This is a genomic window from Arthrobacter sp. 05T47 (genome assembly GCF_056395825.1).
Genome location: NZ_JBFTKG010000003.1, coordinates 99569 through 118903, shown reverse-complemented (window position 1 = coordinate 118903; position 19335 = coordinate 99569). Strand labels below are relative to the sequence as shown.

The following is a 19335-nucleotide window of genomic DNA, read 5'->3' as shown; positions in this document are numbered from 1 at the left end:
TTGACCCTGAAGTCGGGCCTGCCTGGCTAGGCCTTCTTCGGCGGCAGGGCCAGCTTGAAGATCTTCGCCCACGTGGAGCCGACCTGCTTCAGCAGCGGGCCCGTGGTGTACGGCAGCCCGTAGCGCTTGCAGATTTCCTGCACCTTCGGCGCCACCTCCGCGTAACGGTTAGAGGGCAGGTCCGGGAACAGGTGGTGCTCAATCTGGTGCGAGAGGTTGCCGGTCATGAGGTGCATGAACTTGGAGCCGGAGATGTTGGCCGAGCCAATCATCTGCCGCACATACCAGTCGCCGCGGGTCTCGCCTTCGACCATTTCCTCGGTGAAAGTGTCGGTGCCTTCGGGGAAGTGGCCGCAGAAGATCACCGCGTGCGCCCACACGTTGCGGACGGCGTTGGCGGTCAGGGTGCCGTACAGGGCCTGCTTGCCGGAACCGGTCAGCATCGCGACGGCGGGCGTGGCGGCATAGTCCTTGGTGAACTGCTTCAGCGCCTTGCGGCCGAGGGCCTTCAAGTCCCTGGTCAAGGCTTCCTTCGACTTCCGGCCCTCTTTGTAGTCCACGAGTTCGAGGTCGTAGATCGCGATGCCCCACTCGAACACCGGTGCCAGCAGCGCGTTGTAGACCGGGTTGCCGATGTTGAACGGCACCCATTTCTGCTCCGGATCCATCCGCAACAGGTTGTATCCGATGTCGTTGTCCTTGCCGACCACGTTTGTCCAGCGGTGGTGGAGGTCATTGTGGGTGTGCTGCCAGGACCGCGCGGGGGTGACGAAGTCCCATTCCCACGTGGTGGAGTGGATGTCCGGGTCCCGCATCCAGTCCCACTGGCCGTGCAGGATGTTGTGCCCGAGCTCCATGTTTTCCAGGATCTTGGCGAAGCTCAGCAGTGTGGTGCCGGCGATCCAGGCGGGCTTGTTCTTGCTGACCAGGAGCGCGGCACGGCCGGAAAGTTCCAGGCCGCGCTGGATCTTGATCATCCGGCGGATGTAGGCGGCGTCCGACGCGCCGCGCTTGGCGAGGATGTCGTCCTTGATGGCGTCGAGTTCGCGACCCAGCTCCGCCACCTGCTCGTCGGAAAGGTGGGCAGCAGCGGGCGGACGCAGCAGCGGGCTGCCGGTCTCGGCGAGGGCGCCGGGCCGCGTCTTCGCGGCGGTCACCACCTTTGCTGCCGGGGCGCCGTCTGCGGAGGCGCCGCCAGTGGTGTCGACGTCGGATAGATCCGGTTTGCTGGAAACAATCGTCATGCGGTGATACTCCTCAGAGGTCGAGGTTAACGGGGCCGGCGGCTGCCGACACGCACGTCTGGATTAGTTGGCCGGGCTCGCCGTGCACTTCGCCCGTGCGGAGGTCCCGGACATGGCCGGCACGCAGTGGAATGAGGCAGCTGTGGCAGATGCCCATCCGGCAGCCGCTGGGCATCAGGACACCGGCGTCCTCGCCGACGTCGAGCAGCGGGGTGTCGCCGTCGGCCTCGACTTCGCGGTCGGAGGCCTCGAAGGTGACCAGTCCGCCGTCGTGCCCGGCGCCGCCGGCGAGGCTGGTGCTGAAGCGCTCGATGGTCAGGGAGCCTGCGGGGGCGTCAGCCTCCGGCAGGTCCACCTCGCCTACGGCCTCCCAGAGCGCCTCGGTGTCATTGAGGAAGTCTTCAGGGCCGCACGCATAGGCTGCGCGCTGGCGCCAGTCCGGGCACAGCCGGTCCAGGTCAGCGGCTGAGCTGAAGTCCAGCCGTCCCTGGTCACCGGTGAACCAGTGCGTTACCCGGAAGTTGGGGAACTGGTCGGCGAGCTCGGCGAGTTCCTCACGGAAAATTGCGTCCGCGGCGGAGCGGGCGGTGTGGATGAGCACGACGTCGGCGTCGGGACGGTGCGGTACGAGGGTGCGGATCATCGACATCACCGGGGTGATCCCGCTGCCGGCGGTGAGCATGAGCAGTGGGCGCGGGTGTTCGGGCAGGACGAAGTCGCCCTGCGGAGGAGCCAGGAACAGCACGTCACCGGGCTTGGTCCCGCGCACGAGGGCCGCGGAGACGGCGCCCATGTCGGTAACCGTGATGGCCGGGTCCTGCCCCGCGGGGGCGCTGAGCGAATACGACCGCCAGTGGCGGACGCCGTCGAGCTCGACGCCGATACGGGCCCACTGGCCGGCAAGATGTGCTTGCCAGCCGCGGCCGGGACGGAAGAAAATGGTGGCGGAATCGGCCGTTTCTGGAACCACCCTGGTGACCACGCCGCGCAACTGGCGGGCGGAAAACACAGGATTGAACAGCGACAGAATGTCTTCTGGAGCTAGTGGGGTGGTCAGTAGAGATGCGGCGCGCGCCAGCTTACGGAGCCGGATCATCTAACAACCTTATGTCAGTTTGCGCCATACTTCTTCACCCAAGGCATACGATCGACTTGATAAAACTATCCCGCCGCAACAACTCAACGGACTGTCCATGAATGTATCCCCCGCCCGGGAGGCCGCCGGCCCCGCCCCCGCCTACGATCCTCCGTGGCTGGCCCTGCCGCGGGAGGTCAGCGATATGCTCCGTCCCCGGATGCCCGGCATCGTCGAGGCCATCATCGAGGCCGTCCCGCAGCTCGTTCCGGCGTACGCCAGGCCGATTGAGGGCCGATTCGGCCGTGGCCTGAGAAGGGGCGTGGCAGCGGCGCTGGACCGGTTCCTGCAACTGCCAGGGACCCGGCTGCCGGCGTTGTCCGAAGAGAGCCGGGAGCTGGTGGCCGGGCTGGGCAGCGGCGAGTTCCGGCAGGGGCGGAGCATGGACGCACTCCTGAGCGCGTACCGGATGGGTGCCCGTGTGACCTTCCGGGAAATGTCCAAGGTCTCCGTGGAACACCATCTGGGCCAGGGGGTCGTGGTGGATCTGGGCGAATCGATCCTCGCGTACATCGATGAGCTGTCGGCGGTCAGCGCCGAGGCTTATGCCTTTGAACAGTCCGAGCGCGCCGGAGCGGTGGACCGGCGGCGGACCGAGCTGCTGGACCTGCTCCTGCTCGGCCAGGCCGACGAGGCGGCGCTGCGCCAGACGGCGGCGATGGCGGACTGGTCCCTGCCTGCGCGCATGGCGGTGGTGACGCTGCCGCTGGACCGGGCCGCCGGCCTGCGGCTGCGCCTTGGTCCCGGAACCCTGGTGATTGAGCGTGAGACCGACGTCGTGGCGCTGGTGCCGGCGCGGAAGTCTCGGTCCGCCCGCGAGGACCTGGACCGCGTCCTGAAGGGGCGCGGCGCATCCGTGGGGCCCTCCGGCAGCTGGGAAAGGGTTCCGGATTCACTGCGGCTGGCCGTGCTGGCCGCCGCGGCCCTGCCGCCGCGCGAGGGTCCCGAGGATCCCCCGATCTGGGCCGACGAGCACCTGGCCCAGGTGATTCTCGCGGCGGAGCCCTCGGCGATCACCGAGCTGGCGAACCGGCGGCTGGCGCCCCTGGAAGGACTCCGGCCCGCGCAACGCGAGCGGCTCGCCGAAACCCTGCTCTCCTGGCTGCGCCACTGGGGCCAGCGGGCGCCGGTTGCCGCCGAACTGGGGATCCATCCGCAGACAGTGGGCTACCGGGCGGCGCAGCTGCGCGAGCTCTTCGGCGACGCCCTTGAGGATCCCACCGCGCGCTTCGAGCTCGAACTGGCCCTGCACGCCGGCCGGCGGTAGGCGGCCCGGCGGGAGGAGGGTCCGACGCCGGCACCTGACTTCGGGGGCGGCGGTAGGCGTGTCTCTTACAACCCGGCGAGCGCCCGCCGGCTGTGAAGCCTCAGCTCCAAGTCGTGCATCACGAGCGCCGCCAGGTCCTCCAGCGCAGCAGTGTCCTCATAGCTGAACTCGCGCGGCTCACGGTCCAGGATGCACAAGGTGCCCAGGTTGTAGCCGTCAGGAGTGCGCAGCGGCACCCCGGCATAGAACTGCAGGCCGAACTCGCCCGCTACTAGGGGGTTGGTCAGCGTCCGGGGATCGTTGATGGCGTCCCGGACAATCCAGGCATCGCCCTGCAGGACGGCGGAGGCGCACAACCCGGGATCCCGGCCGATCTCCGTGACGTCCGTGCCGTGGTGGGCCTTGAACCAGATGCGGTCATGGTCCACAACGCTGACAATCGCCACGGGCACCGAGAACATGCGTGCGGCCAGCGCCGCGATCCGGTCGAAGGCGCCATCCGCGGGGGTGTCGAGGATCCGGTACCGCTCGACCGCTTGCATGCGCCCTTCTTCGTCGGTCAGCAGCGCGGCCTGGTCACGGCGGTGGCGGCCCGCGCCATTGATGACTTCCTGGCGCAGAGCCAGGGAGACTTCGCGGGCCGGCGGGCGGGCCGCCGGATCCCTGTCCAGCATGGAGGTCAGCAGTGTCGCCCACAGAGGCGCAAGCTCTTCGGGGATGTGCGGGTCCTGGAGCAGCCGGGCCAGGGCGGACTGGACAGGCGCGCCCGGGTACGCCATTTTCCCGGTCAGACCTTCCAGCAGGACCAGCCCGAGTGAATAGACGTCGCTGGCAGGGCCGGCCGGTTCGCCGGCGGCCTGTTCGGGGCTGAGGTAGGCCGGGGTGCCGGAACTGTCGTCGGGGTCGCCGCGGTGGCCTTCCCGGATGGTGATGGCCACGCCGAAGTCGCTGAGTTTGGCGCGCGGGCGCCGGTCCTCGGCGCTGTAGTCAACGAGCAGGATGTTGGCCGGCTTGACGTCCCGGTGGATGATGCCGTGGTGGTGGATGTGGGCCAGTCCGTCGGCGAGATCGTGCCCGATCAGCGCCATGTGGGCCGCCGAAAGCGGGCCCTCGGCCGAGCGGCGACGCAGGTCGGGGCCGCGGACCAGTTCCATCACCAGGAAGCTGAGCCGGCGGTCCGGGTCCCTGAGCTCTGTCCCGGCGTCGAACAGTGTTACGAGGGCGTGGTGGGCCATCCCCGCCAGGATCCGCACTTCCTCGCTTTGCCTGCGGGTCCGTTCTTCGTCCACAGTGCCGTCGCGGAAAAGTTTGACTGCCACCTCGCGTCTCAGGACCTCGTCCGTGGCACGGTACACACTTGATTGGCTGCCCCGGCCGATGAGTTCTTCGATCCGGTAGCGCCCGCTGAGCAGGAAACCGGGGTCCATGGTTGTCAAAGTTCTACGTGGTCCCTCTAATGGGGCCGCCGCTGGAATCAGGCGGATCAGTCCGAAGCCGGAAATCTCGTCCCGGCACCCGCATAATAAGCAAGCTTACTTATGATAACGCGGAAACCGGATTCCGGAAGACGTCCCGACGGTCTTTCTGTCCGGCGCCTTGCGCTATTTTGCGGGGTTGTGGGTCCCAATCGGCACCAGGGTGAGGTCGGGGTGGTTCTTTTCGATCCGGCGCAGGGCCCAGACGTCGTTGAACAGGGCCAGGTATTCGCCGTCGGAGCGCAGGAGGACCTCGGCGCCGGGGACGTTGGCCAGCGCCGGCATGGCCTCGACGGTGGAGATCCGGGCCATGGAATACGGGAGCCGTTCCAGCCGCATTGGGGCGCTGAAGTCGTGCGCCATCCGGTCTTCGACCACCTCGAACTGCATGGGGCCGACGGCGGCCAGCACGGGCGCCTGGTCGCCGCGGATGTCGGAGCGGAGCACCTGGATGACGCCCTCGTGCTCGAGCTGTTCGATGCCGCGGCGGAACTGCTTGAACCGGCTGGGGTCCTTGGAGCGGGCCACCTGGAAGTGTTCCGGGGCGAACAGCGGGATCGCGGGGAACTCCACGGGCTGGTCCAGGAACAGGCTGTCCCCCACGCGGAGCGAGGAGGCATTGACCAGGCCCACGACGTCGCCGGGGAAGGCCTCGTCGATCACTTCGCGTTCGCGGCCGAAGACCTGCTGGGCGTACTTGGTAGCGAAGGATTTCCCGGTCCGCCCCTGGGTGACCACCATGCCGCGTTCGAACATGCCGGAGCAGACCCGGATGAAGGCAACGTGGTCCCGGTGGGCCTTGTTCATGCCGGCCTGGACCTTGAAGACGAATCCGGCGAACGGGGCATCAACCGGGCGCGGATCGCCGTCGACGTCGGGCCGCGGGGCAGCGGGCGGGGCGAAGTCGACGAGGGCGTCCAGGATTTCCTTCACGCCGAAGTTCAGCGCTGCCGAGCTGAAAAGGATCGGTGTCGCTTGGCCGGCGTGGAAGGCTTCGACGTCGAACGCCAGGTTCGATTCGATGACCAGCCCGGCCTCGTCCACGGCGTTGGTCCAGTCCTCGCCCTGGCTGGCGGCGGCCTGGTCGGGGGTGAAGTACTCGGTGAGGGCGATGTTGGCGCCGGCGTTGTTGCGTTTGAACTGCGCGAACCGGTCATTGCGCAGGTCCCAGACGCCGCGGAAGTCGCCGGAGATCCCCACGGCCCAGGTCAGGGGCATCGGCTGCAGGCCGGTTCGCTCGGTGATCTCGTCCATGAGGGCCAGGGCGTCCAGCCCGGGCCGGTCCCACTTGTTGATGACCGTGATGATGGGCAGGTTGCGTTGCTTGCAGACCTCGAAGAGCTTCATGGTCTGGGTTTCCAGGCCCTTTGCGGCGTCGACCAGCATCACGGCGCAGTCCACGGCGGCGAGGACGCGGTAGGTGTCCTCGGAGAAATCAGCGTGGCCCGGGGTGTCCAGGAGGTTGATGACGGTGTCCCGGTAGGCGAACTGCAGCGCGGCGGAGCTGATGGAGATGCCGCGGTCCTTTTCCATCTGCATCCAGTCCGAGACCGTCTCCTTGCGGTTGGCCTTGCCGCTGGAGGCGCCGGCAGTGCCGATCACCTTTGCGTGCAGCGCGAGGGCCTCCGTCAGGGTGGACTTGCCGGCGTCGGGGTGCGAGATGACCGCGAAAGTCCGACGCCGGGCCGCCTGCTTGTGAATCTCCTGGACTCGGGCGGGGCTGAGGACTTCTTGAGACACGATGCTACTTTCGCTGCGGCTGTGGACGGGTCACGGCGCGGAGAACCCGCGGTACACCCAAGGGTTCAAGTTTATCGCAGGCCGCGGACAGCGCACGAAGCGGGCATGACTTGGGTTCGCAGGGGACATGACAGGGGAATAAAGGGAGCCCGAAGCGGCGGTCCGGCACCGGCAAAATGCCCCCGCGAACGGTCCCCGCGGCGGCACTTCCGGGAGCTCCGGCGGAACGTCGCAATGGACCACTTTAAGGCTTGCTTGTGCGGAAGAGGCCCTGCTTTACCCCTATCATGGGGAGAGCGGGGAACTGAGTACTTTTGATCCTGCCGGGAGACCCTGGAAACCGGCGCACTTGCGGGCATGCGCCTGCACCTTTGAAGGGAAATCTATGGCTCGGAGCCCTGAAGATGCGCTCAAGGCGACCCTGGCCAGAGTGGCACCGGGCACGGCCCTTCGCGACGGCCTGGAACGCATCCTGCGCGGACGGACCGGCGCCCTGATCGTGCTGGGCATCGACAGGACCATTGAGTCCATCTGTTCCGGCGGCTTCGAGATCGGCATCGACTTCTCCCCCACCAGGCTGCGGGAACTGGCGAAGATGGACGGTGCCATTGTCTGCGACAAGGACGCCAGCAACATCCTGCGCGCGGCCGTCCAGCTCGTCCCGGACTCGAGCATCGAAACGCAGGAATCGGGCACCCGGCACCGGACGGCGGAACGCGTGGCCATCCAGACGGGCGTCCCGGTCATCTCGGTCAGCCAGTCCATGCAGATCATCGCGCTGTACGTGAACGGTCTGCGCCACGTCCTGGAGGGCTCAGAGAAGGTCCTGGCCCGCGCCAACCAGGCACTGGCAACCCTGGAACGCTACCGCTCGCGGCTGGACCAGGTGACCAGCTCGCTCTCCGCCCTGGAAATCGAGGCCATGGTGACGGTCCGCGACGTCGCGGTCACCCTCCAGCGCCAGGAAATGGTGCGCAGGATCTCCGAGGAAATCTCCCAGTATGTCCTGGAACTCGGCGAGGACGGCCGCCTGCTCTCGCTGCAGCTGGACGAGCTCACCGTGGGCCGCGGCCCGGGCAGCGACGTCATCATCCGCGACTACTCCGGCCCCGCCGCCTCCGCGGAGGACATCGACAACGCGGTCAAGGCCCTCGTCAGCCTGGGCCCCACCGAACTGATCGACCTGGGCAAGATCGCCGGGATCGTTGGCTTTGCCGGCGGCGAAGCCAACCTCGACGCCGTCGTGCAGCCGCGCGGCTACCGTCTGCTCTCCGGCCTCAAAGCCGTGCCGAAGGCAGTCGCCGACCGGCTCGTGGACCACTTTGGCGGCCTGCAGTTCCTGATGGCGGCAACAATTGATGACCTCATGACCGTGGACGGGATCGGTGACCAGCGCGCCAGGACCGTCAGGGAGGGTCTGAGCCGGATGGCCGAGGCAAGCCTGCTGGACCGGTTCCTCTAAACCCTCACCCCCGCACACGCCTGGCGCCCCGGTTAGTTGAGCTGGAACACGGCACCCTTGGCGCTTGTCTTATTCGCCAGCCGTGCGGTGAAGACATAGTAGGCGCCCCCGGCGCCGGGTTTGGCGTCGATGGATTCGCAGCCCTGCACCGTGCGGTTGCGCTGCCAGGGGAAGTTCGCCGTTTCACTCTTGCCCGGAGCAATGGTCTTCATCAGGTCCGTACTCTCGGCCTGGCAATCCTTGGACGAGAAGATCCGGTCCGAGCCGCTGGTGATCATGTATTCCATCTGCGAGGTCCCAATGTTGATCTCGCAGGGGACCTTGTTGTTGTTGGTCACCTTCAGGCTCAGCATCGGCTTCTCGCCGGCGGCATAGGCCTGCTTGTCGGTGGCGGCCGTGACGGTCACCAGATTCTGCTCGCAGCCGTCTCCCGAGGACGGCGTGGGCGAAGCCGAAGGGTCCTCGGACGCCGCGGAACTTTCCGATGCGGAGGCGGTCGGCTGGCCCGCGGGAGCCGATCCTGCCCCGGTCGGCTGGCCGGACGGCTGGCCGCCGCCGATGGCGTTGGAGATGGCCACGAAGCCGCCGAAGCCCACGGCGATGATGAGCAGCAGGACCACGCCGGCAACCAGTCGGCGACGGCGGTAGACCCGGGTAAGCGGGGGCCGTCCGGGCTTTCGCCCGGGCAGTCCTCCGCCGGAACCTTTCGGCCGCGATCCGCCTGTTCCTGAACTGCCTTGCCTGACCATTCTTCTAGCCTAGAGAACCGCGTGGGCTATGGCGTCCGACCACGCCGCTGGACCCGCCGCCGTCCCGATCCGTTACCCCGATCTACTACGCTGGATGGATCGAAACTCTAACCCCCACGCCCCCAGTATCCGCCGCGGCACAGCGGGAGTCCCTGCCCGCCGGGCCGTGCGATGGCGCCGCGGATCTCCCCGCCCTCCATGCCGCCCTGGATGGCTGGTTCGCGTCGAACGCCAGGGAACTGCCGTGGCGGGCCGCGGAGTGCACGCCCTGGGGCGTGCTGGTCAGCGAGGTCATGCTGCAGCAGACGCCGGTGGTACGGGTCCTTCCGGTCTGGCAGGAATGGCTGCGCCGCTGGCCGGAGCCGTCCGATCTGGCCGGGGAACCGGCCGGGGAAGCCGTCAGGTCCTGGGGCCGGCTGGGCTATCCGCGGCGCGCCCTGCGCCTGCATGCCGCCGCCGCAGCAATCAGGGACAGCCACGGCGGCGCCGTCCCCGGCTCCTACGCCGAGCTCCTGGAGCTCCCCGGCGTGGGCAGCTACACCGCCGCTGCCGTTGCGGCATTCGCGTATGGACGCCGTGAAACGGTGGTGGACACCAACATCCGCCGGGTCCATGCGCGGCTGGTCTCCGGCTCGGCGCTGCCGTCGCAGGCCCTCACCGCTGCCGAAATGAGGCTGGCGGCATCGCTGCTCCCCGCCGACCCCGGCGCCTCGGTGCGCTGGAACGCCTCCGTCATGGAACTCGGCGCGCTGGTCTGCACGGCGCGGGCCCCCAAGTGCGGCCAATGCCCGGTCCGCGAGTCCTGCGCCTGGCTTGCGGCCGGCGAGCCGCCGCCAACGTACACCCCCAAGGGGCAGTCCTGGCACGGCACCGACCGGCAGGTGCGCGGCGCCGTCATGGCCGTGCTGCGGGTGGCCGAGGACCCCGTGGCTCCGGTCCTGTTCCACGAGGCCCCGGCGGACCTGGGCTTTGAACCGCATGGGATCGGGATCCCGCTCGCGGCCCTGCACCGGCTCAATGCCGCTCCCGAACAGCTCGAACGCGCGCTGGACGGCCTGCTGGGCGACGGCCTCGCGGAACTGCACCTGGGCGGCTTCCGGCTCCCTGCCTGAGGATCTACGCTGGAGCATGCGAATGCTGGCGGCCGCGGCCGCACTGGCCCTCACCGCCGTCGTGGCCACCTCGTGCCGGGCGGAGGTCGCTTGCCCGGCGATCGCCCAGGCAACGGTTGTTTCCCTTACCGTGGCCCGGGAGTACGCCCCGTCGGTGCGGACCATCCACCTCTCGGCCTGCCAGGACGGCCGCTGCAAGGAAGCTAACCTGGAACTCGTTCCAGGGAGCACCACCGTGGACCAGGGCTGCGAGCCGGGCCACTCCGGCGGCGACGGCGTCTGCTCGGCCACTTCTTCCCCCAACGGCACCCTCACCGGCATGCTGATGATGGACACGCTGACGGCCAGCCGCATCGAAGTTACGGCTACGGGCACAGATACCGCCGGAAATCCGTTGCCGGCACGCACAGCCGCCTTCACGCCCCGTACGGCGCATCCGTTTGGGGAGCAGTGCGGAACTTTCATCACAGCCAGCGTGGTGCTCGACTCGGACGGACTCCGGCGGGCCCCATAGCCCGGATCCGATGGCCCGGGCCCGCTTACGGTTCCCCGAACCCCGAGCTGACCAGGCGCTCGAGGTAGCCGACCGCCTTGGCGGCGTCGGGGCCGCTGGCTTCCACGTGCAGGACGGTTCCCTTGCCGGCGGCAAGCATCATGAGCTCTGTCATCGAGGCGCCATCGGCGCCGTTGACGGTCACGTCGGCGTCCATGGCGGACAGGCCTCCGGCGATCTTCGCCGCCGGCCGGGCGTGCATTCCCGCCTGGTTGACGAGTTCGAAGTCCCCCGTGGCATCCGGGGGCTGCTGGTGTCCGTGCTCGGCCGCCGCAGGATGGGCCGGGGGCCGGTAGACGGCCTCCGCCGCGTCCTTGACCGCCGCCGCTTCGGCCCCCGCCTGGGCAGCCACGGCGGCCGCAACGAGTCCTTCGACCAGTGGCGCGTCCGCGAGCAGCACAGATCCCGGATCCGCCGCGAACTCTACTGCGGACTCGGCCGTCATCACGGCGGATCCGAGGTCAGTGAGCACCACGACGCCTTCACCGGCCCCGTCACCGGCGGCCTCCTCCAGGGCAGCCATGACCTTTTCCAGACTCGTGCCGATCCGGCCGTCGTCGGTGCCGCCGGCGGGGAGGATGAGGACGTCCGGCGCCATCTGGGCGGCGAGCTCGGCGGCGCCGTCGGCGATCTTGGCGCTGTGCGAGACGACCACCAGCCGGACTGTCATTCAGTGGCTCCGGCCGCGGCGCGCAGGATCAGCGCGCTGGAGACCGCTCCCGGGTCGCGGTGGCCGATGCTGCGCTCTCCCAGATAACTGGCGCGGCCCTTGCGGGCGAGCATCGGATCCGTGGACACGGCACCGGCCTCGGCGGCCTCTGCCGCGGCGAGCAGCACCTTCCGGACATCGCCGTCGCCGGCCTCGGCGGCGGCTGCCTCGATCGCAGGAGTCCAGGCGTCCACCATGGTCTTGTCCCCCGGCTCGGCCTTTCCGCGGGCCACAATCCCGTCGCGGGCAGCCTGCAGCGCGGCTGCCAAGGTGGCGGCGTCGACGTCGGACGTGTCACCCAGCGCCGTGGCGGCCCGCAGGAAAGCAGTGCCATAGAGCGGGCCGGCGGCCCCGCCAACCTTGGACATCAGCGTCATGGCCGTCAGCTTCAGGGCCGCTCCCGGAGTTTCCGGCGGCGCCTCGGACAGTTTGTCCATCACGGCCTTGAAGCCGCGGTCCATGTTCTCGCCGTGGTCCGAGTCCCCGATGGGCCGGTCCAGCTCGATCAGCTCCACCCGGTGATCGGCCATGGCCTGCGCCGAGAGCGTCAGCCAGCGCACGGCCCAGCCGACATCCAGCCCCACGGTCAGACGCCCCAGCGAAGGGCCGGAGTGTGCACGGGAGCGTCCCAGAGTGTCGTCATTTCGTCATCGAGGCGCAGGACGGTGATGGAGCAACCCTGCATTTCGAGGGAGGTGATGTAGTTGCCCACAAGGGAGCGCGCCACGGTAACGCCCTGCTCGGCGAGTTTCTGGGCCGCCCGGCGGTACACGATGTAGAGCTCGCTCGCCGGGGTGCCGCCCATGCCGTTGACGAACAGGAGCACCTTGTCCCCGGAATTCAGTCCGAGGTCGCTGACCACAGGATCCAAGAGGCGGTCGGTGATGCCGTCGGCGTTTTCCATGGGAATCCTGTGCCGTCCCGGCTCGCCGTGGATGCCGATCCCGATTTCGATCTCGTTTTCCTCGAGCTCGAAACTGGGCACCCCCGCGTGCGGAACGGTGCAGGCCGACAACGCCACGCCCATGCTGCGGACGTTCTGGTTGACCCGGTCCCCGATCGCGGCCACGGCGTCAAGGTTGTCGCCGCGCTCGGCTGCCGCCCCGGCGATCTTCTCGACCAGGACGGTGCCGCCGACGCCTCTGCGGCCGGCCGTGTACAGCGAATCTTCCACGGCGACGTCGTCGTTGACCAGGACTGTGCGAATCTCGACGCCTTCGGCCTGCGCGAGTTCGGCGGCGGTTTCGAAGTTGAGGACGTCCCCGGTGTAGTTCTTCACGATGTGCACGACGCCGGCGCCGGAGTTCACTGCCAGGGTGGCCGGCAGGATCTGGTCCGGTGTGGGCGAGGTGAAGACGGCGCCGGGAACGGCGGCGTCGAGCATGCCCACCCCGACGTACCCGCCGTGGAGCGGCTCATGTCCGCTGCCGCCGCCGGAAACGAGTCCGACTTTCCCCGCCACCGGCGCGTCCTTGCGCACGATGTATTTCGGGTCCGCGAAGACGGTCACGAGGTCGGCATGTGCAAGCCCGAACCCTTCCACTGACTCGTCGACCACGGCCTTGGGATCATTGATGAGTTTCTTCATGGCGGCGCTCCCTGGATGGTTGTCCTGGCTGTGCTTAGACCCTACTACCGGGGCACGGCCGGCGGTAGGCTCCCGTTTCCCCGGCCCGGGGCTCCACGGCGGAGCCGCAAGTGCACTGATGAGCCGCAAATGCGCGGCGGGCTGCGAATTCCGGTCGGCGGGGTTGATGCGGTTCGCTCTTCGTCCCGCGGAAGCGTCAGGCCTGCTTGTCGGCCCGCGCTGGGAAGTGCGGCCAGGCGTCCACGCCCAGCCAGGAGAACGGCGGCGCGGCGGGCGACGAGCGGTTGGCGGGTTCCGGCGCTGCGCCCTCGAGCAACCGGGCGGGCAACTGATTTGGCGTCTGGACTGGCGACCCCGGCGGCTCTGCCGGCATGTCAGCGGCCCTGGCGGCTGTTCTGTGGAAAGCGGAGAAATCGGGAAAAATCACGTCGTTAAGCAATTTTCTGCCTCCGAAAAGTATTGCGGCCCACCCCCTGGGCCGGGATCAGTTTATCCACCAAATTTATTGATGGGAAGTCCCGGTCCGACGGATGCTGCGGGCGCTACAATTCCTTGATCATCCGCGTGTTGCCCAGCGTGTTCGGTTTGACCCGCGCGAGGTCCAGGAATTCGGCCACACCTTCGTCATGGGAGCGGAGCAGCTCCGAATACACCACGGGGTCGACGGCGGTCTGGTCGGCCATGACTTCAAAGCCGTGCTTCTTGAAGAAATCCACTTCGAACGTCAGGCAGAAGACGCGCGAGACCCCCAGCGCGCGGGCATCTTCCAGCAGCCGCTCCACCAGCACGTGGCCAACTCCCTTGCCGCGCCATGCATCCGAGGCGGCCAGGGTGCGCACCTCGGCGAGGTCTTCCCACATGACGTGGAGCGCTCCGCAGCCGATCACTTCGCCGTTCGCGGATTCGGCGATCCGGAATTCCTGCAGGCTTTCGTAGTAGGCCACGGTTTCTTTGGCCATGAGGATCCGTTGGTCGGCCAGCGGCGCCACGAGCGTCTTGATGGCGCCAACGTCGCTGGTGCGGGCAGGGCGGATGCGGATCGTCGCAGTGGCGGTCTCGGTCACGGTCTCAGTCACAGCACAATCCTACGGGGGACCCTGGCCGCTCCCCCACCCAACTGACTCGCAGGTGGGGCCGTTTTCAACGCTCATAACGGCCCCTGCTGCGAGTCAGTTGGGCAGGAAGGTCAGGCTCAGAGGCCCAGCTCGTCGGGGACGGGAATGTCCTTGTCCAGCAGGTTCCTGGCCAGGAAGTGCTCCACGACGCCGTACCAGACCTTGGCGTGCTGCGGCTGCAGGATCCAATGGTTCTCGTCCGGGAAGTACAGGAACCGGTGATCCGTTTCGCCGTTCTCGTCGGCCGCCAGCTGCGATTTGGCGAGCAGTTCGTACCAGAGCCGCAGCCCTTCGCCGATCGGCACCCGGTAGTCCTTGTCGCCATGGATGACCAGCATGGGGGTCCGGATGTTCTCCACGTGCAGATGCGGGGAGTTCTCCAGGGCCATCTCGGCCGTCATTTCCTTGAGCCAGTACTGCGCGGCGTCCGTGGTGGGGCCAAACTGGTCCAGGGCCCACAGGCTGGCGTGCGTGACAATTGCCTTGAAGCGGTCTGTATGCCCGGCCACCCAGTTGGCCATGTACCCGCCGAAGGAACCGCCCATGGCGGCCGTGCGCGTCTCGTCGATGTCCGGGCGCAGCACCACGGCGTCGGTAATGGCCATCAGGTCCGTGAACGGAGCCTTGCCCCATTCCCCCCAGCCGCGCTGGATGTGGTCCTGGCCGTAGCCGGTGGAGAGGGCCGGGTCCGGGAGCAGCACGGCGTAGCCGCGGGCCACCAGCAGCCACGGATTCCAGCGCCAGGTCCAGGCGTTCCAGGATCCCAGCGGGCCGCCGTGGATCCAGAGCAGCAGCGGGGCCGGGCTCGCCGCGGACGCGCCCTCCGGCAGGGCCAGGTACGCGGGCACCCTGGCGCCGTCGGCAGCGGTCGTCTCCACACGCTCCAGCGTCCCCTTGTACTCGGGGCGCTCCGCCGGCGCGGGCAGGCGGACGACGCCGCCGCCGTCGAGGTCGATCCGCACCGGTTCGGCGGGGAATTCGTACGAGCTGCGCAGGGCGTACGCGCTGCGTCCGTCCGGTGCGGCGACGACGTCGGTGTACGCGGCGGCGTCGTCCGTCAGGCGCAGCACCTGGCCGGCCTCGCCCGGTTCCCCTGCCACAACGATCCGGAACACCGGCGACGCGCCGTCCTCGTCAGCGGTGACCAGCAGGGCCGATCCGTCCGGCAGCCAGGCGGCTGGGCGGGCCCACCGGTCCCAGTCATGGGCCAGCGGCGTGAGCGTGCCCTCGCCCGCTGCCGGACCGGCGACGTCGAGGAGGTGCAGCTTGACCTGCGGGGCCTCAAACGGCGTGGTGTCGCTTTCGCTGACCACCACCAGGCTCCGGTTGTCCGGGCTGACAGGTCCCGGGAAGTAGCTCATGCCTTCCGTGTCCAGCAGGACGGTCCGGGTGCCGGTGGCGACGTCGACGGCGACCAGCACGAAACGCGAATCGGCGTTCGCCAGGGGCTTCGCGAAGCTGCTGTAGATGGTCCGGCCGTCCGGGCTGACCACCGAGACGGCGTCCCGGAGTCCGGCCCCGGCGTCGGGCGTCAGGTTGCGGAGCTGCAGCGGCGGCGCAGCGTCGACCGTCGTCGGCTTTCCGGCCTCCAGCGGCCCTCCGGATTCGACGGCGAACAGCCGCGGCTGCGCCGGACCGAGGTCCGCGTCCCAGTAGCGGACGGGATAGCCGCTGTGCAGGATGGCCGCGACCTTGTTGTCCTTGCGCGTCTTGCGGCGTTCTTCGTCGTTGTCCTCGTCGGTGGAGCCGGCCAGGACCGAGGCCGTGACCACGACGGTGTCGGCATCCCTGGCGGCGTGGACCGCGCCGATTCCGCCGGCGCGGGACAGGGCCACCCGTGCTTCGCCGCCGTCGGACGGGAGTATCCAGAGGGCGCTGACGGGGTCGGCGTCGGGGCTCTCCGGGTCAGGACGCGCGGAGGTGAAGTAGAGGTCGCCGTTGGCGGCAAACACCGCGCCGGCCTCCCCTTTGGCGCTGCGGGTGATCCGGCGGGCCTGTTTGACTCCGGCCGGGTCCACTTCCCACAACGCGGTGCAGAAGTCTGTGCCCTTCGCGCCGAGCGTGGCCACGGTGGTGACCAGCCGGGAGCCGTCGGGGCTCAGCGCCAAACCGCTCACCTTGGGGATTGCGAGGTAATGGTCCAGATCATGGAAAGGGGTCTCGGGTTGTTCGCTCAGGGTCTCTGAGTCCTTGGCAGCCATGCACCGATTCAACACCCTCTGTGGCGTTGATCACAAAAAGTTCACTAAGAGTGAACCAATGCTTTCAGACCGGCGTCGGGCCGGGCCACATGGCGCTGACCTGCGACGTTGCGCCGCCGGCGCGATTTCCCACCTGACCGCTGGAGGTGAGCGCACAACGCAAAGGCCCCGTCCGTTCCTTTCGGAACGGACGGGGCCCTAGGAAATTACTGCCTAGACACTGGGAGCGATCTCCGGGATGCGCGGCTTGGCGTTGCCAGCGAAGGTGAACTTCGCGGTGTCGCCCTCGCCTTCCACATCCACCACCACGATGTCTCCGGCGTGCAGCTCGCCGAAGAGGATCTTCTCGGAGAGCTGGTCCTCGATCTCGCGCTGGATGGTGCGGCGCAGCGGCCGGGCACCCATGGCGGGGTCGTAGCCGCGGGTTGCCAGGAGCACCTTGGCCGCCGACGTGAGCTCGATGCCCATGTCCTTGTCCTTGAGGCGCTTCTCGAGCCGGCCAACGAACATGTCCACGATCTCGATGATCTCGTCCTGGGTCAGTTGCGGGAAGACCACAACATCGTCAACACGGTTCAGGAACTCGGGGCGGAAGTGCTGCTTGAGCTCCTCCGTGACCCGGGCGCGCATCCGGTTGTAGCCGGTCTGCGTGTCCGTGCCGGACTGGAAGCCGGTGGCCACACTCTTGGAGATGTCCCGGGTGCCGAGGTTCGTGGTCATGATGATCACGGTGTTCTTGAAGTCCACCACGCGGCCCTGGGAGTCGGTCAAGCGGCCGTCTTCCAGGATCTGCAGCAGCGAGTTGAAGAGATCGGCGTGCGCCTTCTCCACTTCATCGAACAGGACCACGGAGAACGGACGACGGCGGACCTTCTCGGTCAGCTGGCCGCCTTCCTCGTAGCCCACGTAGCCCGGAGGGGCACCGAAGAGCCGGGAGACGGTGTGCTTCTCCGAGTACTCGGACATGTCCAGGGTGATCAGCGCGTCTTCCTCGCCGAACAGGAATTCCGCGAGGGCCTTGGCCAGCTCGGTCTTGCCGACGCCGGTGGGGCCGGCGAAGATGAACGAGCCGCCCGGACGCTTGGGGTCCTTCAGGCCTGCACGGGTGCGCCGGATCGCCTGGGACAGGGCCTTAATGGCCTCGTCCTGGCCGACCACGCGCTTGTGGAGTTCGTCTTCCATCTTCAGCAGGCGCGAGGACTCTTCCTCGGTCAGCTTGAAGACCGGGATGCCGGTGGAGTTCGCCAGCACCTCGGCGATGAGGTCCTCATCGACTTCGGAGATGTCGTCCATGCCGCCGGTCTTCCACTGGCGTTCCTTCTCGGCGCGCTCGGCAATGAGCTTCTGCTCCTTGTCGCGCAGCGACGCGGCGCCTTCGAAGTCCTGCGCGTCGATCGCGGATTCCTTCTCCAGCTTCATGGCAGCGATCTTCTCGTCCATGATCTTGAGCTCTGGCGGAGCGGTCATGCGGCGGATGCGCAGCCGCGCACCGGCCTCATCGATCAGGTCGATCGCCTTGTCCGGCAGGAACCGGTCCGAGATGTAGCGTTCGGAGAGGGCCGCGGCCGAGGCGAGGGCGCCGTCGGTGATGGTGACGCGGTGGTGTGCCTCGTACCGGTCGCGGAGGCCTTTGAGGATCTCGATCGCGTGCGCAACAGAGGGTTCCTTGACCTGGATCGGCTGGAAGCGGCGCTCCAGCGCGGCATCCTTCTCGATGTGCTTGCGGTATTCGTCCAGCGTGGTGGCACCGATGGTCTGGAGCTCACCGCGAGCCAGCATGGGCTTCAGGATCGAGGCCGCATCGATGGCGCCTTCGGCGGCACCGGCACCCACAAGGGTGTGGATCTCATCGATGAACAGGATGATGTCGCCGCGGGTGCGGATTTCCTTGAGGACCTTCTTCAGGCGCTCTTCGAAGTCACCGCGGTACCGGGAGCCTGCCACGAGGGAGCCGAGGTCCAGCGTGTAGAGCTGCTTGTCCTTGATGGTCTCCGGGACATCCCCACGGACGATCGCCTGGGCCAGGCCTTCGACGACGGCGGTCTTGCCGACGCCGGGCTCGCCGATCAGTACCGGGTTGTTCTTGGTGCGGCGGGAAAGGACCTGCATGACGCGTTCCATTTCCTGCTCGCGGCCAATCACAGGGTCCAGTTTGTTCTCCCGCGCTGCCTGGGTCAGGTTGCGGCCGAACTGGTCCAGGACGACGGAACCGGCGGGGGTCCCTTCGGCCTGGCCGGGGCCGACGCCGGCGCCGGTGGTTTCCTTGCCCTGGTAGCCGGAGAGCAGCTGGATGACCTGCTGGCGGACCCGGTTCAGGTCGGCGCCGAGCTTGACGAGCACCTGGGCGGCCACGCCTTCGCCCTCCCGGATGAGGCCGAGGAGGATGTGCTCGGTACCGATGTAGTTGTGGCCCAGCTGCAGGGCCTCGCGCAGCGAGAGCTCCAGGACCTTCTTGGCACGGGGCGTGAAGGGGATGTGGCCGGACGGCGCCTGCTGGCCCTGGCCGATGATCTCCTGCACCTGCTCGCGGACACCGTCGAGCGAAATGCTCAAGGATTCAAGGGCTTTGGCGGCAACACCTTCACCCTCATGGATCAGACCCAAGAGGATGTGTTCGGTACCAATGTAATTGTGGTTCAGCATGCGTGCCTCTTCTTGGGCAAGCACAACTACGCGACGGGCACGGTCCGTAAATCGCTCAAACATTTCGCCACACTCCTAGCTACGACGTACTTTGATGCTACGTGGCCGGGTTCCAGATTTGGGGCTTGTTCGCCACAGGGGAAACCCGTGGGTTGCGCGCCCCCGCCCGGACCGTGTCCCCGACGGCGGCGTGAACCGCCCGGAAGCCTGCCGGCCGGCGCCGCAGTCCGGGCCAGGCGGGCCCTTGGCTGGGCCCTTCGCGGGGCCCTTCGCGCGTGGGCAGGCGGGCCTCCCGGGTTGCCGGCGGGCCTTCTTGGTTTGCCCGCAGGCCTCCTGGGTTGC

At 68.0% G+C, this 19335-nt stretch carries 15 protein-coding genes; 4 read left to right on the top strand and 11 right to left on the bottom strand.

Annotation, left to right across the window (positions count from 1 at the left end; genetic code table 11):
- Nucleotides 1–26: 26 nt before the first annotated feature.
- A complete protein-coding gene (locus AC1DEY_RS04285; protein ID WP_476866899.1) occupies nucleotides 27–1244 on the bottom strand; it encodes a fatty acid desaturase family protein in 1218 nt (405 codons plus the stop codon).
- Nucleotides 1245–1257: 13 nt separating this feature from the next.
- Entirely contained in the window at nucleotides 1258–2340 is a 1083-nt protein-coding gene (locus tag AC1DEY_RS04280) for a ferredoxin reductase (RefSeq protein WP_476866898.1), read from the bottom strand.
- 97 nt (nucleotides 2341–2437) lie between these two features.
- On the opposite strand from AC1DEY_RS04280, the gene AC1DEY_RS04275 reads away from it, so the two are divergent.
- A complete protein-coding gene (locus tag AC1DEY_RS04275) occupies nucleotides 2438–3646 on the top strand; it encodes a PucR-like N-terminal domain-containing protein (protein ID WP_476866897.1) in 1209 nt (402 codons plus the stop codon).
- Nucleotides 3647–3711: 65 nt separating this feature from the next.
- Here the strand turns inward: AC1DEY_RS04275 and AC1DEY_RS04270 are convergent, their stop codons facing one another.
- A complete protein-coding gene (locus AC1DEY_RS04270) occupies nucleotides 3712–5073 on the bottom strand; it encodes a protein kinase domain-containing protein (protein WP_476866896.1) in 1362 nt (453 codons plus the stop codon).
- 174 nt (nucleotides 5074–5247) lie between these two features.
- Nucleotides 5248–6861, bottom strand: coding sequence for a peptide chain release factor 3 (locus AC1DEY_RS04265; RefSeq protein ID WP_476866895.1), 1614 nt, complete (start codon nucleotides 6859–6861; stop codon nucleotides 5248–5250).
- A gap of 385 nt (nucleotides 6862–7246) precedes the next feature.
- Between AC1DEY_RS04265 and disA the strand changes: the two genes are divergently transcribed.
- Nucleotides 7247–8323: a DNA integrity scanning diadenylate cyclase DisA gene (gene disA / locus AC1DEY_RS04260; protein WP_441408230.1), complete on the top strand. Its 1077-nt coding sequence runs from the start codon at nucleotides 7247–7249 to the stop codon at nucleotides 8321–8323.
- A 32-nt stretch (nucleotides 8324–8355) separates the two neighbouring features.
- Here the strand turns inward: disA and AC1DEY_RS04255 are convergent, their stop codons facing one another.
- Nucleotides 8356–8943, bottom strand: a complete 588-nt coding sequence (locus AC1DEY_RS04255; protein ID WP_441408231.1) for a hypothetical protein — start codon at nucleotides 8941–8943, stop codon at nucleotides 8356–8358.
- A 404-nt stretch (nucleotides 8944–9347) separates the two neighbouring features.
- On the opposite strand from AC1DEY_RS04255, the gene AC1DEY_RS04250 reads away from it, so the two are divergent.
- Together AC1DEY_RS04250 and AC1DEY_RS04245 are read left to right on the top strand one after the other, a co-directional pair.
- Nucleotides 9348–10184: an A/G-specific adenine glycosylase gene (locus tag AC1DEY_RS04250; protein ID WP_441408232.1), complete on the top strand. Its 837-nt coding sequence runs from the start codon at nucleotides 9348–9350 to the stop codon at nucleotides 10182–10184.
- Nucleotides 10185–10200: 16 nt separating this feature from the next.
- The gene (locus tag AC1DEY_RS04245; protein WP_476866894.1) at nucleotides 10201–10698 is read left to right on the top strand and encodes a hypothetical protein; all 498 of its coding nucleotides are present in this window, start codon (nucleotides 10201–10203) and stop codon (nucleotides 10696–10698) included.
- Between the two features lie 25 nt (nucleotides 10699–10723).
- On the opposite strand, the gene dhaM is transcribed toward AC1DEY_RS04245, so the two are convergent.
- The 6 genes from dhaM to AC1DEY_RS04215 all read right to left on the bottom strand — a co-directional run bounded on the left by dhaM (nucleotide 10724) and on the right by AC1DEY_RS04215 (nucleotide 19056).
- Nucleotides 10724–11407, bottom strand: coding sequence for a dihydroxyacetone kinase phosphoryl donor subunit DhaM (gene dhaM / locus AC1DEY_RS04240; protein ID WP_441408234.1), 684 nt, complete (start codon nucleotides 11405–11407; stop codon nucleotides 10724–10726).
- On the bottom strand, nucleotides 11404–12030 hold the full coding sequence (gene dhaL, locus AC1DEY_RS04235) for a dihydroxyacetone kinase subunit DhaL (RefSeq protein ID WP_441408235.1): 627 nt from the start codon (nucleotides 12028–12030) through the stop codon (nucleotides 11404–11406). Before dhaL ends, dhaM begins: the two co-directional genes overlap by 4 nt.
- 2 nt (nucleotides 12031–12032) lie before the next feature.
- Nucleotides 12033–13034, bottom strand: a complete 1002-nt coding sequence (dhaK, locus tag AC1DEY_RS04230) for a dihydroxyacetone kinase subunit DhaK (protein WP_441408236.1) — start codon at nucleotides 13032–13034, stop codon at nucleotides 12033–12035.
- A gap of 542 nt (nucleotides 13035–13576) precedes the next feature.
- Nucleotides 13577–14110 carry an amino-acid N-acetyltransferase gene (locus tag AC1DEY_RS04225; protein ID WP_476866893.1) on the bottom strand — a complete coding sequence of 178 codons (534 nt, stop codon included), beginning with the start codon at nucleotides 14108–14110 and terminating at the stop codon, nucleotides 13577–13579.
- 116 nt (nucleotides 14111–14226) lie between these two features.
- Nucleotides 14227–16350 carry a S9 family peptidase gene (locus tag AC1DEY_RS04220; protein WP_476866892.1) on the bottom strand — a complete coding sequence of 708 codons (2124 nt, stop codon included), beginning with the start codon at nucleotides 16348–16350 and terminating at the stop codon, nucleotides 14227–14229.
- Between the two features lie 213 nt (nucleotides 16351–16563).
- Entirely contained in the window at nucleotides 16564–19056 is a 2493-nt protein-coding gene (locus AC1DEY_RS04215) for an ATP-dependent Clp protease ATP-binding subunit (protein WP_441408239.1), read from the bottom strand.
- Nucleotides 19057–19335 lie beyond the last annotated feature (279 nt).

Bases quoted from the DNA above. Each gene is read 5' to 3' on its own strand.
- AC1DEY_RS04285 (WP_476866899.1), bottom strand. From the start codon at position 1,244: ATGACGATTGTTTCCAGCAAACCGGATCTATCCGACGTCGACACCACT.
- AC1DEY_RS04280 (WP_476866898.1), bottom strand. From the start codon at position 2,340: ATGATCCGGCTCCGTAAGCTGGCGCGCGCCGCATCTCTACTGACCACC.
- AC1DEY_RS04275 (WP_476866897.1), top strand. From the start codon at position 2,438: ATGAATGTATCCCCCGCCCGGGAGGCCGCCGGCCCCGCCCCCGCCTAC.
- AC1DEY_RS04270 (WP_476866896.1), bottom strand. From the start codon at position 5,073: ATGGACCCCGGTTTCCTGCTCAGCGGGCGCTACCGGATCGAAGAACTC.
- disA (WP_441408230.1), top strand. From the start codon at position 7,247: ATGGCTCGGAGCCCTGAAGATGCGCTCAAGGCGACCCTGGCCAGAGTG.
- AC1DEY_RS04245 (WP_476866894.1), top strand. From the start codon at position 10,201: ATGCGAATGCTGGCGGCCGCGGCCGCACTGGCCCTCACCGCCGTCGTG.
- dhaM (WP_441408234.1), bottom strand. From the start codon at position 11,407: ATGACAGTCCGGCTGGTGGTCGTCTCGCACAGCGCCAAGATCGCCGAC.
- dhaK (WP_441408236.1), bottom strand. From the start codon at position 13,034: ATGAAGAAACTCATCAATGATCCCAAGGCCGTGGTCGACGAGTCAGTG.
- AC1DEY_RS04220 (WP_476866892.1), bottom strand. From the start codon at position 16,350: ATGGCTGCCAAGGACTCAGAGACCCTGAGCGAACAACCCGAGACCCCT.
- AC1DEY_RS04215 (WP_441408239.1), bottom strand. From the start codon at position 19,056: ATGTTTGAGCGATTTACGGACCGTGCCCGTCGCGTAGTTGTGCTTGCC.